Origin of the sequence: Actinopolymorpha sp. B9G3 (assembly GCF_040120725.1) — a bacterium.
Taxonomy (GTDB): Bacteria; Actinomycetota; Actinomycetes; order Propionibacteriales; family Actinopolymorphaceae; genus Thermasporomyces.
The window spans coordinates 1-15263 of sequence record NZ_JBEEAB010000020.1 but is presented as its reverse complement, the minus strand read 5'-3'; the positions used below and the strand labels follow the sequence as shown (position 1 = coordinate 15263).

Here is a 15263-nt window from a genome sequence, read left to right as displayed (position 1 = left end):
CTCGACCTGCGCTACCTGCCGTCCGGATATCGTCGCGGGTGTGCTCGAGCCGTATCGCGCGCTCCTTCGCCTTCCTGGAACGCTGAAGTTCTCCGCCAGTGGACTGCTGGGCCGGCTGCCGATCTCGATGGTCGCCCTCGGCATCATCATCCTGGTCTCGGCCAGGACGGGCTCCTACGGCATCGCCGGCTCGGTGGCCGCGGCGTACGTGATCGCCAGGTCGGCCTGCTCGCCACTGCAGGCCCGGCTGGTCGACCGGTACGGCCAGCGGCGGATGCTTCCGCTGATCGCGTTCGTCCACGCGGCGACGCTCGGCGGGCTCGTCGTCGTGGTCGACCTCGACCTGCCCGTTCCGGTCCTCCACGTCCTCGCCGCGCTGGCCGGCGGCAGTTCACCGACGATCGGATCGTACGTACGAGCCCGCTGGAACCACCTGCTCGGCAACACGCCGGAGCTACAGACCGCGTTCGCGCTCGAGGCAGTGGTGGACGAGCTGCTGTTCATGATCGGCCCACCCGTCGTGACGCTTCTCGCGACCGCGGTCAACCCGAGCGCCGGAATCCTGGTGGCGTTGGCCTCCGGGTTCGTCGGGACGCTCCTGCTGGCCTCGCTCCGCGGCACCGAACCGCCGGCGCACGGTCGGAGCGGGGCCGGAACCGCCTTGCAGCCGCTCGGGTGGCGGCTCCTCCTTCCGGTGGTGGCGGCGAGTGTGGGGATCGGGACCCTCTTCGGGGCCTTCGACATCTCGGTCATCGCCCTCGCCTCCGAGCAGGACGCGCGGGCGTGGTCCGGGGTACTCCTCGCCATCACCGCCACCGGCTCCATGCTCGCCGCCGCCATCCTCGGCGGCCTGCGGTTGCGGAGATCCGCCTCGGCGCGGTTCCGCATCGGGACGGTGGCCATTGCGGTCGCGATACTGCCGCTGCCGTTCATCAACCACCTCGGCGTCCTCGCGGTGATCGTCTTCGGAGTGGGGTTCACGATCTCGCCCACGCTCATCGCGAGCACGGCGCGGGTATCGGAGACCGTTCCGACCTCCCGCCTCGCCGAAGGGCTCGCCTGGACGACCAGCGCCGTCGTGGGCGGCATCGCCCTGGGTGGGGCGGTCGCGGGCCAGGTCATCGACCACGCTGGTGCGAGCGCGGGCTTCGTCGTCTCGATCGCGGCCGGCGTCCTCGCCGCGGCCGCGGCACTCGCGAGCCCACGCGGCAACGGGCCCGGTCAGATGAGATAGCGCAGCCAGAGGTACGGCAGGCTGAGCAGGACCGTCGCCGCCGCCACGACCAGGCCGTACTTCGTGAACTCCCAGAAACTGATCGGGTGCCCGTTGCGCTTGGCGATGCCGAGGACGACGACGTTGGCGCTGGCCCCGATCGCGGTCGCGTTGCCGCCAAGGTCGGCGCCGAGGGCGAGCGCCCACCACAGCACGGTCTCGCCCGCAAGCGGGCCGTCGGGCGCTACCAGTTGGGCGACGACCGGACTCATCGTCGTGACGAACGGGATGTTGTCGATGATCGCCGACAGGACCGCCGACCCGAACAGCAGCAGCGGAACGGCGCGGGTCGCCTCACCGTCGGTGGCGACACTGAGGGCGTCGGCGATGGTGTCGATCACGCCGACCTTGACCAGTGCACCCACCATGATGAACAGCCCCGCGAAGAACAGCAGCGTCTCCCATTCGACGTCCTCCATGTACTCACCGGTCGGCAGCCGGCTCACCAGTACCAGCAGGCCAGCACCCAGCAGGGCAACGACCGATGGCTCGATGTGCAGCACCGGATGGAGAACGAAGCCGGCGAGGACGGCGGTGAGCACGATCAGGCTGCGGACGAGGAGTTTCGGATCGCCGATGGCCTCCCGTTCGTTCAGCTCCATCATTTCGGCGACCCGGGCCGGATCGGCGACGAAGTCCTTACGGAACAGCACTCTCGCCATCAGGAGGAACACCGCGAGGAGTACGACGACCAACGGCGCCAGGTGAATCAGGAAGTCGTTGTAGGACAGCCCGCCGCGGCTCGCGATGATGATGTTGGGCGGGTCGCCGACCAGTGTCGCCGTACCTCCGATGTTGGAGGCGAGCACTTCGGCGATCAGAAACGGTACCGGACGCAGGCCCAGTCGTACGCACACGAGGATGGTGACCGGCGCGACCAGCAGCACCGTGGTCACGTTGTCCAGCATGGCGGACGCCCCCGCCGTCAGCACGCAGAGAAGGACCATCAGCCGGTACGGCTGACCTCTGGCCCGCTTGGCCGCCCAGATCGCGAGAAACTCGAAGACGCCCGTCTGCCGCAGCACACCGACGATGATCATCATCCCGAGCAGCAGGAAGATGACGTTCCAGTCGATGCCGGTGTGCTCGGAATAGAACAGGTCGTGCGCACCGACGACGCCCGCGGCGGCAACGATTCCCGCGCCCACCAGCGCGATCATGGTCCGCGGCAACCGGTCGTGCACGATCAGGACGTACGCGAGGGCGAAGACCGCGACCGGCAGGATCCAGCCGGTCATCGCGACAACTCGCCTTCAGCGCACCGCCGGACAACAGGCGCGGCGCCTGACTGAGGGGCTGGCTGGCCGGCTGTCTGGCTACTGGTCACGAAGGCGGCGCTCAGCGAGCCAACAGGCATGTGGGGATCCTCCTCGGCGGTCGGTGATGGGCACCGCCGACCAGACTTCCCGGCACACCTGCCGGGAGCCTACCGAGATCGCGGCCGCCGCCCCGCACCGGGCCAGCCGGAGCACGGGGCCAGGCCATGACCATGAGTCACGTACAGCGGATTGACCGGTGCGGAGAGCGACATTCGGGCACCGGCCTGCTCATGAACCCACCAGAGCGGAGCCCAGACTTCCTCGTCCTGTGACGACGATGCGATCGAGGCCGAGCCAGTCGGCCATGTGCCGTAGCTCGACGGCAAGCTCTGCCGCCACCTCGGCTTCGTCGACGCCGGCTTCGGCGTGTGCGGCCTGGACCACCAGGGCGGACCCGGTGCGGTCGGCCCTGAGATCGACCCGACCGACCGGGCGGTCACCGAGGAGGAACGGGAGGACGAAGTATCCGTAGACCCGCTTTTCCTTCGGTTTGTAGAACTCGATGTGGTGGTCGAACTGGAACAGGCGCGGGCACCGCAACTGCCCACCGAACACCGGGTCGAACGGCGACAGCAGGGTACGGACGTGGACCCGGCGCGGTATCCGTGCCTGGTGCCAGACGTACGCCGGCCCGCGCCAGCCCTCCACCCGCACGGGCAGCAGCTCCCCCGCCTCAACCAGCGAGGCGACGAGGACCTTCGACTCGCTGGCCGGCAGGAACCAGTGGTTACGCAGGTCGGCCGCAGTGGCGACGCCGAGTGCCCGGGCCGCCAACCGGATGAGCTCGCGTTGGGCGTCTTCCTCGGTGGGCGTCGGCATCGCCAACACCTCTGGTGGCAGCACGCGCTCGGTGAGGTCGTACATCCGGGTGAAGTGGGGGCGGGCGGCGATGCTCACCTGGCCGGTGATGAAGAGCCACTCCAGCGCGACCTTCGCGTGGCTCCAGTTGAACATCCCACCGCCGCCGGGGCGACGCCCCTCCGTACCGATCTCACCGGCACTGATCGGTCCACGCTCCGCGACAACGGCGAGGACCTCGCGGACGTAGCCCGCCGGCAGCTGAGCGATCCGGGCGCTGCCCGACCACTCCTGCTCCGCCGCACGCTTCATCCGCCAACGAAAGAGTGGGTGCATCGACACCGGTAGCAGGGTCGCGGCGTTTCCCCAGTACTCGAACAACGCGCGCTGTCGTCCATCACCCCAGGCGAGGCGATCCAGGAGCCTTCGTGGGTAGGGCCCGAGGCGACCGAACAGAGTCGCGTAGTGCATCCGGCACAGCACGTTCAACGCATCGAGCTGGAGGTAGCCGACCCGGTTCATCACCCGCTTGATGTGCCGGGCGTCGACTCTGCCGGCCGGTCGCGGATCGAGAAACCCCTGTGCGGCCAGGGCGATCCGCCGCGCGGCCGCAGCCGAGAGGGGAGTCGACGTACGCACGAGGCAACCTGCCCTGGCCGGAGAGGGGATGCGGACGACAGCCTAGAACCGCCCACCGACACCCCAGGCGATCGCCGAACTCCCTGCGCCGGCTCAGCCCAGGTAGCCGGTCCGGCCGTCGAGGATCTCGCGGATCGCGTCCATGTGGCCGAGGTGACGCGCGGTCTCCTCGATCATGTGGTGCAGGATCCACCGCAGGGAGGCGGGATTGTCGCCGCCGTGCTGCCCTTTCTCGAGATCGTCGAGGGTGTGGCTCGCGGTGATCGCCCGTGAGCGCGCGCACTCCTCGTCGTACTCGTCGAGCAGGTCCGCAAGCTTCCGGCCGTCGACCCGCATCTCGGCGTCAGGGTCGCCGTCGTCGCGCCAAGGCGTCTGGCCCGTGTCGGGTTCGCCGAGCAGATCGAGGTGGAACCAGGAGTACTCCACCCAGCGCAGATGCGCCACGATGCCGGCCATCGTCATGAGCGGCGACGACGGAAGGACGGCACGATGTGCGTCCGCTTCGGACAGGCCCTCGCACTTCATCCGTACGCCGGCACGTTGCAGGTCGAGCCATCCGGTCAGCTGGCTACGTTCGTCGGCGGCTCCGGACGGACGAAGATGCTTGATCGACACCGATCCCTCCCCCTCATGGTCCCGCACCATCCAAGACGCCGAGCACGTGCCGCGTCAAACCACGTCGGCACGACTCCGGTGTCACCCCGTTTGGCACGCCGGGCAGCAAGAACCCCCACCCGAAGTAGGCGTCCTTCAGGCTGAACCCGACCAGGAACAACCACTGTGAGACACCATGGCGTTTCAGCTCGCCCGCGGATGGTTGGTGTCAAGGTCCGCCGTCCCTGCCGACGGATGCGGGCCGCATCTCACGCCCGACCTCCCCGGCCCACCGACGCTGAGCTGAAGCAGGTTTGACGCAGCAGGTCCGTACGGTCGTGCCGACGCCCGCCTCCAGGTGCTGGCACCCCGGGAGACACCGAGACACCGCACGCTTCCGGACCGGGACTGCGCCGCGTCCGGGGGGCGAAACGACACCAGTGACACTCCAGCGGAGGCAGCCGTCATGCGTACGGACGGAGTAAACCCGAGGAAGCACGCGTTGATCGTCCTCGCCGCGATCGTCGTGGGCTCTCTCGCCCTCGGCGGGGCGTCGGCAGCTCTGGACCGCATCCTCCGCTCGGGCGAGGAGAGCATCACCGGCGGAAGCGCCGACCGGCCAGATCGGAAAGCCACCGCTTCCGAGCCCGCCCACTCACCCACCACCAAGCCCACACCGACCCTGCGCGAACTCAGGAGCGTGACCGCGGCACTGACCAGCGCGGGCTATGCGTGCTACGAGTCGCTGACGGAACCAGTTGTCGTGCACAGCTGCTATCTCGAACCGGGCTCGAGCAGCCTCGACGAGCAGACAGCCCGGATCCAGACCGCCCCCGACGGCTCGGTCGCCGTGGTCGATCTCAGCATCGACTACTTCGACAATCCGGCAGCGTCGTTGAAACTCTTCCGTACGACGGTCGAGGCACTCGACGGCACGATCCTGAAGGCCGGCGAGGCGCGCGCGATCGTGGATGGTCGCGACAAGGACAGGGCACCAGACACCCCCGGCACGCACAGCTCGTCGCGGCTTTCGTGGGGAACCTCGGCGCTGTTCGTTTCCGAGCCTCGGGATGCCTATCAGCTCGAGCTGGTCGCACACGGCGCGAAACCTCGCGTGATTCCCTCCGGCGACACCGAGGCCGGGATCGTCGAAACCCGGGAGCACTACACGGGTCAGGGCTTCCGCTGCACTCTCGACCGAAAACTCCAGGCGCTGAAGTGTCAGCGACGGGTTCCGGACGCCGTCTACACCATCTTCGCCATCGACCCGTGCCTCGGGCGGGGCGAGAAGTACGAACTGATCTGCAAGGGCCGCCAAGCCACCGAGATCAGCGCCAGCGTCGGCTTCGGCGCCGGCCTTTCGGACAAGCAGTACGAGGATCTCGTCGCGTTCCTGCTCCAGAGCACCGACCACTCCATGGGCGGCATGACCGACCAGGCGCGTCAGTGGTTTCTGCAGAGCATCAGCGACGCCAAAGTGCACCGCGCCGACTTCCAGCGAATGCACGTGGACTTCGAACCCGGTGCAGGGGCGCACGAGGAGTTTCCGAACAGCGTCAGCGTCACGGTCCGAGGGCTCAACTTCTCCACCTGAAGGTCGGTCGCCCATTCATGCTCGCCTCACTTCGTGATGTGCCACCCTTCGGGCAACGTCAGCGTGAGCGGCTTCGCGCCCTTGAGTGTCTGCTCAGGAAGCTTCGCCGGAAATTGGTAGTTGAACGCCATTGTCTGGTCGTACCGAACCTTTTCCTTGCCCTGGTCATCAAGGACCGGTGTCGACCGCATGACCGACGCCACGGGTAGGAGGGTGTGCGGGTCGATGTAGTAGACGACGTGCAGACCCTCACCAGGGCCAAGCCCTGTGTACCAAGGCCAGGTCTCCGGATCCAGGCCCGTTTCCTCGAAGGCAAGCGTGAAGATCATCGTTCCCCAGTACCTGCCGTCCTCGAGCTTCAGTGGCGTGTAGTCGACCACCTGTCGAACGTAGGTCTTTCCGTCGATGGTGATCAACACCGGTTTCCCAGGATGGGCGAAGCCGTCGAACTCGTCGCGCAGAGCGGCGACAACCTTGTCTGCCTGTTTCCCGGAAAGCCCACTGGTCACCACGCCGTCGGTCGATGCCGAGTGCATCAGCGTAGGGATCTCCGCACAGTCCTGGTCACTGGACTGGAGGTGGGACCACTCCTCGTCGTAGCTGCTCCAGTAGTAGTACTTGCCGTCGACGCACCGGTTCATCGTCGACGTACGGCCTTCCTGGTAGGAAGTCTTGGCAGCGGTGAACTCGCCGGTACGGCGATCGATGCCCAGCTGATTGACGTAGTACGACTTGTGTTGCTCGAAGTCCTGAGGTTTGGCGAAGTAGGTGCTCGTGATCAGGCTGATGGGCCGAGTCATCTGGCGTTCCAGCAGTTCCCAGTAGAACTCGGATGGCGACACCTGTGCCAACCGCTCCTTCGTCACTTCTTCGCCCGGCCGGATCGTCTCAGGCACCTGCTGGCGAGGTTGTCGCGACCGCTCCGGTGATCCGGTCTGGGTGGCAGCGGGCTCCGCGGCAGGAGCGCCGGACCCGTTCACCCGGATCAGGTAGCTGGCCACAGGCACGGCAAAGGTGGCGACGACGAGGCAGGCGACGAGGCCCGCGACCAACACCACCCAGCCGGGACGTCGCCACCATTTCGGCCTCGGCCGCCACTGGTGACCATCCCAGACCCACTTACCGTCGGGCGACAGCTGATGAGACATAACCCCTGCCAGTACGAAATCCACCACATGCCAAGGCGGCAGGGTGCGGGCTGTCCTGCCTGCGACAGTGTGGCAAGCGCCTGCTTCATTTCAGCTTCATGTGCTGTGCCGACGACGGGGGCGACGGCCGACCGTGGTTGCCCAGCTGACCTGGCACAATGAGTCGGCGGCGCCACGGGTGGGCTGCGACGATCCGGGCCTTGCGGGCGCCGACGAGCCGGTCGTCGCGAAGGGGGCCGTGCCGTGCGCAGTGACGATCGGGCTGACGGCGTGCTGACGGTCAGGCTGCTGGGACCCTTCGAGGTGCTGCTCGACGGCCAGCAGGTCACGCTCACCACCGGCCGCCTCCGGACCGTCCTGGCGGTCCTGGCCATGTCGGCGGGCCAGCCGGTCTCCACCGAGCGACTCGCGACCGCGCTGTGGGACGACGACCAGCCGGACAACGCCCGGCGGGCTGCGCAGACATACGTCACGAGACTCCGCGCCGTGCTCGGCAAAGACCACATCGGCCGCACCGCGAACGGCTATGTCCTGCGCACCGATCCGGACAGCGTGGACACGCTCCGGCTCATGCGGCTGCTGGACGCCGCGGGGCGAGCGCCTGACACGTCCACCGAGAGAACCCTGCTGGAGGAGGCGCTGGCCCTGTGGCGTGGCAGCCCGTTCGACGGCGTGCGTTCGGACTGGCTGGTGCACACCCAGGCACCGCGACTCGTCGAGCAGTGCCTGGTCGCGATCGAGCGGCGGATCGACGTGGATCTCGCCGTTGGCCGACACCGTGACCTGATCGGAGAGCTGAGTGAGCTGACGGCGCGCCACCCGTTGCGGGAACCGTTGTGGGTCCGGTTGCTCACCACCCTCGACCGCTGCGGTCGACAGGCCGAGGCACTCGAGCAGTACGAAAGGATCCGCGTACGCCTCGCCGACGAACTGGGTACCGAACCGGGACCGGAGCTCCGGCAGATCCACGCCGACCTGCTGGCAGGGACGCCGGTCGGGCCGGTCGCCCCGATCGCGCCCGGCGACGCCCCGGCCGCGCCGCACGTCGCACCACGGCAACTGCCCGCCCGCGTGGACGGGTTCGTCGGCCGTGCCTTCGAGCTGAAGGCATTGGACAACCTGCTCACCGACCTGAACGGCGAGGCCGCGAACGCGGCGGTCGCCGTGATCGCCGGCACCGCCGGCGTCGGCAAGACCTCGCTGGCGTTGCACTGGGCACACCGCGTGGCCGCGCGGTTCCCCGACGGCCAGCTCTACGTCAACCTGCGCGGCTACCATGCGTCCGGCCAGGCCATGACGCCGGCGGATGCGATCCGCGGGTTCCTGGAAGGTCTCGACATACCGCCCCACCGGGTTCCCTCCGAGCTGGACGCCCAGGCCGCGCTGTATCGCTCGCTGCTGGCCGACAAACGCATGCTCGTGCTACTCGACAACGCACGCGACGCGGACCAGGTCCGCGCCCTGTTGCCGGGCACGCCCGGTTGCCTCACCCTGATCACGAGTCGCGACCAGCTCACCGGCCTCGTCGCCGGCGTCGCCGCCCACCAGCTGACCCTCGACCTCCTGACCACGGACGAGGCGCGGGACCTGCTGGCCTTTCGGCTCGGGACCGATCGGATCGACGCCGAGCCGGAGCCGACGGACGAGATCATCACCCGGTGCGTACGCCTGCCGCTCGCCCTGGCGGTGGTCGCCGCACGGGCCGCCACTCAGCGCGACTCACCCCTTCGCGCCCTGGCATCTGACATCCGCGAGTCCCGGTCGAGCCTGGACACACTCACCATCGGCGACCCGACCACGGACGCGCGGGCGGTGTTCTCCTGGTCCTACCGCACGCTCAGCCCGCCGGCGGCACGGCTGTTCCGGCTGCTCGCCCTGCATGCGGGCCCGGACATCTCGACATCGGCGGCGGCGAGCCTCTCCGCACTGTCGAGACATCTCGTCCAACCGCTGCTGGCCGAGCTTTGTCGTGCGCACCTGCTCACCGAACACCGCGGCCGCCGGTACAGGTTCCACGACCTGCTCCGCGCGTACGCCGCGGAGCTCGCCGACACCCACGACTCCACCACGGAACGACGCGCCGCCATGCACCGGCTGCTCGATCACCACGTCCACACCGGTCACGCCGCGGCCACGCTGCTCAATCCGCACCGCAAACCCCTCACCCCCACACCACCCCTGTCCGGCGTCACGGTCGACACTCTCGACGGTCACGAGCAGGCGATGGAGTGGTTCACCGCCGAACGTGAGGTCCTGCTCGCCTCCGTGGGCGTCGCCGGCGACCACGGTTTCGACGTCCACGCCTGGCAGATCGCCTGGACGGTTGCCGAGTTCTGCTACCGCCGGGGGTACTGGCACGACTGGAGGATCACCCAGCAGGCTGCCCTCGAGGCCGCAGTGCGGGTCGGCGACTCTCCCGCGCAGACCATGGCCCACCGCAATCTTGGCTCGGTCAAAGCGCTCCTCGGCCACACGGAGGAGTCACGTGCCCATCTCGTGAGCGCTCTCGACCTTTTCGACCGATTGGACGACCCCGCCGGCAAGGCTGACGTCCACTGGCATCTCTCCCTTCTCTTCGAGCAACAGGACGCCGGAACCGAGGCGCTCCACCACTCCGAACAGTCCCTCGCGTTCGCGCGGGCCGCGGGCGACCGGGTCCTCGAAGCCAGGGCGCTCAACGCGGTCGGCTGGGACCACCTGGAACTCGGCAACACGCACGAGGCCCTGGTGCACTGCCGGCAGGCGCTCACCCTGCACCAGGAGCTGGGCAACCGGAGCGGCGAGGCGAACACGTGGGACAGCATCGGCCTCGCGCACCACCGGAGCGGCAACCACACCGACGCCATCACCTGCTATCAGACCTCCCTTCGACTGACTCGAGAGCTCGAGGTGCGCTACTCCGAAGCTGACACGCTCCGCCGGCTCGGTGACGCCCACCTTGCCGCCGGGGAGCCGAGCGCCGCTGGGGCCGCGTGGCGGCAGTCGTTGACGATCCTCGACCAGATCGACCATCCCGACGCCGCGCAGGTCCGCGCACTGCTCGACGCCTTGCCCCACTGATTTCTCCGTACGCAACACCCGGCCTGACCTTGACGGCTCAGGTCGTGAAGGTTCAGGCCGTGTAGAAGGTGAAGACGCACCACCCGCCGTCCTGGTAGAACGCGCTGATCCGTCCCACGGAGACTGGCTCGCCGTTGACCGTGCCCTTCAGGTCGGCAGCGGCGAAGTCGGATTTGCTCAGCACCTGTCCAGCGGTGTTGATCTCGAGGTTCGCCTTGCCCTGGATGGCGCTGGCGAGCTCGACCTGGCTGTCACTGTCCGCGCAGAGCAGACGCATCGCTCCGGCGGCGTCCCCGGCATTCGTCTTGTCGAGGAACGTCCGGATGAGTGCCTGCCCCTCGGCGCCGTCGTGGGGCGTCGGCAGGTCACTGCCCGCGCTCGGACCGTCGGAGCCGCTGGCGGAGTGCTGCACGTTCTCCTTCGGCGTCGTGGTCGGGTCAGCCGCGCCGCCGACGACGGGGGCCTTTCCGTCGCTGAGGAAGAAGCCGGGTTCGACGAACCCGGCGACGCCGAGCCCAGCGAGCAGCCCCACCACGCTGGCCACAACCGCGACGACCGCACCAGTGCGCTTCCGCTGCGAGGGGCCGCCCGCATGACCGTGGCCGTCCTGGCCGGTCTGGAAGCCCGGGTGCCGGTGGCCACCGGGTTGCTGGCCACCGGGTTGCTGCTGTCCCGGCCCGTGGGGCTGGTGAGGGGGGTGGACCATTCGCGTACTTCTACCGACGGCCGGCCTCATTGTGGATTCAGATCAGCATCAGCGGGTGGCCCGTCCGCCGTCAGACGGGTGCAGTCCGTACGACCCTGTCGTCGGCGTCGCCGGAGAAGGTGTGCCAGAGGTCGGCGTAACGGCCGTCGGCGGCGACCAGTTCGTCGTGCGTACCGGACTCCACGATCACGCCGTCGTCGACCACCACGATCCGGTCCGCCGCCTGGGCAGTCGTGAGCCGGTGCGCGATGACGAGCGTCGTACGCCGGGAGGCGAGCCGCTGGGTCGCCGCCGACACCGCCGCCTCGGTGGCGATGTCGAGGGAGGCCGTCGCCTCGTCCAGCAACAGGATCGCCGGATCGGTCAGCTCGGCCCGCGCGAGGGCGAGGAGCTGCCGCTGTCCGGCCGACAGGCTGTGCCCGCGTTCGCCCACCGGGTGCAGGTAGCCGTGCTTCAACGTCGCGATCATCTCGTGGGCTCCGACGGCGCGGGCGGCGCGCTCGACCTCCGCCGGTGCGGCGTCCGGCCTTCCGTAGGCGATGACGTCCCGAACCGAGCCGTCGAAGAGGTACGCCTCCTGCGGGACGACCCCGAGCCGCTGCCGGTACGCCTGCAGGTCGAGGTCGCGCAGGTCCTGCCCGTCGATGCGTACTGCGCCTGCCGTCGGGTCGTAGAACCGCGCGACCAGCTTGACCATCGTCGACTTTCCGGCGCCGGTCTCGCCCACGATCGCGACGGTTTCGCCTGGTTCGACGCGCAGGTCGACATGGCGAAGTGCCTCGACCAGGCGGCTCCTCGCATCAGCCGGGTCCCCGTCGCCAGAGCCCCCGTCGGCAGGGTCACCATCGGCAGGGTCCCCGTCGGCAGGGTCACCATCGGCAGGGTCCGCGTCGCGGATCGCATAGCTGAACCGGACCTGGTCGAACTCGATCTGACCGGCGATCCGGCCGAGCGCTACCGGCTCGGTGGGCAGCGGGGTCGACGTCGGCGTACGCAGCAACTCTCCGATCCGGCGCAGCCCGACCTTGGCCCGCTGGTAGCCGTCGACGACCTGCGAGAACTGCTGGATCGGTGAGAACAGCATCGTGACGTACAGCAGAAAGGCGATGATCCCGCCGACAGTCAGCTCTCCTGCCGCGACCAACCCGGCACCGACGCCGAGCACGATCGCGGCCGCGACCTCGTAGGCGAGTTCGGTGACGGAGAAGAACCACGCCAGGTGGATCTGGGAGCGGCGACGCCGCGCCAGCAACCCCGTCGCCAGGTCGTCGAAGATCTCGATGTTCCGACCCTCACGGCCGTACGCCTGCGCGACGCGGATCCCCGCGATGTTCTCCTGGAAGTTGGCGTTGACGGAGCTCAGCTGGTCACGCGCCTCGTCGTAGGCCTTGGTCGACACCTTCCGGTAGACGGCGACGGCGACGGCGAAGGCGGGCAGGAGCGCCACGGTCGCCAGGGTCAGGGGCGGACTGATCTGGACCATCACGCCCAGGACGCCGACGAAGGTCAGCGCCGCGACGACGACCATGCCGAGGCTGCCCTGGATGAACGCCCGCACCGCGTCGACATCGCTCGTGAGGCGCGTCATCACCTGACCGCCCCGCTCCCGCTCGTAGAAGTCGAGTCCGAGGCGTTGCAGGTGCGCGAACATCTTCACCTGCAACCAGTAGAGGACGCGCTCGCCGTTTCGCCCGACGGTCCCGACGTTCGCCATGGTGACGAGCCACCCGGCGGCCACGGTCACGAGCGCGAGCCCTGACATGCCGAACAACACGTCGGCGGCGCCCTGGGTGACACCCTGGTCGACGCCCGCGCGGGTCAGCCACGGCACGGCGAGGCCGAGCGCGGCCTCGACCGTCACCAGCGCCGTGCTGACCAGGATGCCCGTACGGAAGGGGCGCCAGAGGTGCCGCAGGCTGAACGTCGGCTCGGCTTGTCGGGCCTCGTCGACGTCGACGTCGGGCGTCGCCTCGACCGCCGGGAGGGCCGCGACCTTCGCCTGCTGGTCGGGCGGCAGCGTCGCCTGGCCCAGCGCTCCGACTCCCACCAGGTCCTCCGCCGGCGGGTTGGACCACAGCTCCGGTGTGTGCGCCGGCGTCGTCTGCTCGGCGTCCGGCCGCAGCTGATCGTCGGCTCGGCCGACACCATCCAGTGCGGCGTCCAGTACGACACCATCGGTTTCGTCGTCATGGCCGGTGAGCAGCAGGCGGTAGCGCGCGCAGCGTCCGACCAGTTCCTCGTGGGTCCCGACGTCGAGGACCTCGCCATGGTGGAACACCGCGATCCGGTCGGCCAACTGCAGGGTGCTGCGCCGGTGGGCGATGAGGATCGTCGTCCGTCCCTGCATCACCTGTCGCAACGTGGCATGGATCTCGGCCTCGACTCCCGCGTCGACCGCCGAGGTGGCGTCGTCGAGCACAAGGACGTGCGGGTCGGCCAGGATCGCCCGCGCCAGTGCGATCCGTTGTCGCTGCCCGCCGGACAGGGTGAGGCCGCGCTCGCCGACCACCGTGTCGTAGCCGTCGTCCAGGGCGCGGACGAACCGGTCCGCCTCCGCGGCCCGGGCCGCCGCTCTCACGTCGTCGTCGGTGGCGTCCGGACGACCGAACGCGATGTTGGCGCGGATCGTGTCGGAGAACAGGAAGCTGTCCTCGAAGACCATGCCCATACGCCCGCGCAGCGAGCTCATCGACAGCCGGCGGATGTCCTGACCACCGAGCCGGACGGAGCCGCTCCACGGGTCGTAGAACCTCGCCAGGAGCATGGCGGCCGTGGACTTGCCCGAGCCCGCTCCGCCCACCAGCGCGAGCGTCTCGCCGGGGTCGACCCGCAGTGACACGTCGCGCAGCACCGGGTTGTCCGGGTCGTAGCCGAAGGTCACGCGGTCGAACTCGATCGGGACCGCGCCCGCAGGCGCGTCGCCGGCATTCGGCGCGTCCGTGATCGTCGGCCGGGCGTCGATGATCTCGAAGATCCGGATCGCCGCCGCCTTGGTGGTCTGCGCCTGGGTGATCTGGCCGGTCAACATCATCAACGGACCGATCATCGAGCCCAGGTAGGCGGCGAACGCCATGAAGGTCCCGAGCGAGATGTCACCGCGCAGGGCGAGGTAGCCACCCACCGCCAGGATGCCGACCTGGCCCAACGCCGGCATCCCACGGAAGAACGGCATGTACAGCGCGACCAGCCGGTTGACCCGGATGCCGGCGGCGTACACATCGGTCGCGGCGCGTTCGAGCTTGCGCTGTTCGCGATGTTCCTGACCGAAACCCTTGACGACGCGGACGCCCGACACGGCCGCTTCGACGACCCCGGCCACCTCACCCCGGCGCTGCGCCTGGTCCCAGGTCGCGGGGAAGAAGACACTGTTGCCGCGTCTGGTCACGAAGATCACGATCGGTGTGATCAGCAACGCCACGCTCGTCAGGATCGGCGACAGCACGGCCATGATGACCAGCGCTGCGACGAACTGCACCGCGCTCGCCAGGAGCAGCGGAACCATCGACATGAGCCGTTCGACCAGTGTGACGTCCGACGCCGACCGGCTCACGACCTGTCCGGTGCGTAGCCGGTCCTGCTGGGCGCCGTCGAGATGCTGCAGGGACCTGAACAGATCCATCCGCAGGTCGTACTCGAGGCCGTACTGGACGTTGCCGACGTACCACCGGCGGAGAAAGGCGAACACTCCACGTCCCACGCCGGCGAGGATGAGCAGGCCCAACCATGGAGCGAGCGGCTGTCGTTCGGCCAGGATGACCTCGTCGACCACCTGCCGCACGACCAAGGGCGTCAGCACGGCGATCGCGGTCACGCCGAGCGAGCCGACCAGGCCCAGCAACACCGCGCGGCGCGACCGCCAGCAGTAGCCGGTGAGCCGACGGATCCATCCCATGATTTGTCTCCCCCCACTTCGATTTCCCGCGTACGCAGCAGAACGGCGTCCGCAGGCTCCCGCAATGCCGTCTCACCCTGTGTCGTCTCACCCGGTGTCGTCGGCGCGCCCACACTAGGGCGTGTCCCGTAGATCTTGGTGGTCGAAGTTCGATAGATCATTGGTGTGTTTGATCGTCATGACTTGACTGATGAGGAGTGGCAGCGGCTGGAGCCGTTGCTGCCGGAGCAGCCGCGGCAG

Annotated in this window: 9 protein-coding genes; 3 read left to right on the top strand and 6 right to left on the bottom strand. The window is 68.7% G+C overall.

Annotation, left to right across the window (positions count from 1 at the left end; translation table 11 throughout):
• Window positions 1–40 precede the first annotated feature (40 nt).
• Window positions 41–1234 (top strand): MFS transporter, encoded by a 1194-nt coding sequence (locus ABNF93_RS27090; protein WP_349331021.1) that lies wholly within the window; start codon window positions 41–43, stop codon window positions 1232–1234.
• On the opposite strand, the gene ABNF93_RS27085 is transcribed toward ABNF93_RS27090, so the two are convergent.
• From ABNF93_RS27085 to ABNF93_RS27075, 3 genes are all read right to left on the bottom strand, one after another.
• Window positions 1222–2511 carry an ArsB/NhaD family transporter gene (locus ABNF93_RS27085; RefSeq protein ID WP_349331020.1) on the bottom strand — a complete coding sequence of 430 codons (1290 nt, stop codon included), beginning with the start codon at window positions 2509–2511 and terminating at the stop codon, window positions 1222–1224. The genes ABNF93_RS27090 and ABNF93_RS27085 overlap by 13 nt on opposite strands.
• A gap of 309 nt (window positions 2512–2820) precedes the next feature.
• Window positions 2821–4029 (bottom strand): winged helix-turn-helix domain-containing protein, encoded by a 1209-nt coding sequence (locus tag ABNF93_RS27080; protein WP_349331019.1) that lies wholly within the window; start codon window positions 4027–4029, stop codon window positions 2821–2823.
• Between the two features lie 93 nt (window positions 4030–4122).
• The gene (locus ABNF93_RS27075; RefSeq protein ID WP_349331018.1) at window positions 4123–4644 is read right to left on the bottom strand and encodes a DinB family protein; all 522 of its coding nucleotides are present in this window, start codon (window positions 4642–4644) and stop codon (window positions 4123–4125) included.
• 445 nt (window positions 4645–5089) lie between these two features.
• Here ABNF93_RS27075 and ABNF93_RS27070 point away from each other — a divergent pair, with 445 nt between their 5' ends.
• Window positions 5090–6217 (top strand): hypothetical protein, encoded by a 1128-nt coding sequence (locus ABNF93_RS27070; RefSeq protein ID WP_349331017.1) that lies wholly within the window; start codon window positions 5090–5092, stop codon window positions 6215–6217.
• Window positions 6218–6243: 26 nt separating this feature from the next.
• Here the strand turns inward: ABNF93_RS27070 and ABNF93_RS27065 are convergent, their stop codons facing one another.
• A complete protein-coding gene (locus ABNF93_RS27065) occupies window positions 6244–7365 on the bottom strand; it encodes a hypothetical protein (protein WP_349331016.1) in 1122 nt (373 codons plus the stop codon).
• A 243-nt stretch (window positions 7366–7608) separates the two neighbouring features.
• On the opposite strand from ABNF93_RS27065, the gene ABNF93_RS27060 reads away from it, so the two are divergent.
• The gene (locus ABNF93_RS27060; RefSeq protein WP_349331015.1) at window positions 7609–10425 is read left to right on the top strand and encodes an AfsR/SARP family transcriptional regulator; all 2817 of its coding nucleotides are present in this window, start codon (window positions 7609–7611) and stop codon (window positions 10423–10425) included.
• Window positions 10426–10477: 52 nt separating this feature from the next.
• Here the strand turns inward: ABNF93_RS27060 and ABNF93_RS27055 are convergent, their stop codons facing one another.
• Both ABNF93_RS27055 and ABNF93_RS27050 read right to left on the bottom strand, forming a co-directional pair.
• Window positions 10478–11131, bottom strand: a complete 654-nt coding sequence (locus ABNF93_RS27055) for a hypothetical protein (RefSeq protein ID WP_349331014.1) — start codon at window positions 11129–11131, stop codon at window positions 10478–10480.
• Between the two features lie 70 nt (window positions 11132–11201).
• The gene (locus ABNF93_RS27050; protein WP_349331013.1) at window positions 11202–15023 is read right to left on the bottom strand and encodes an ABC transporter ATP-binding protein; all 3822 of its coding nucleotides are present in this window, start codon (window positions 15021–15023) and stop codon (window positions 11202–11204) included.
• Window positions 15024–15263: the final 240 nt, after the last annotated feature.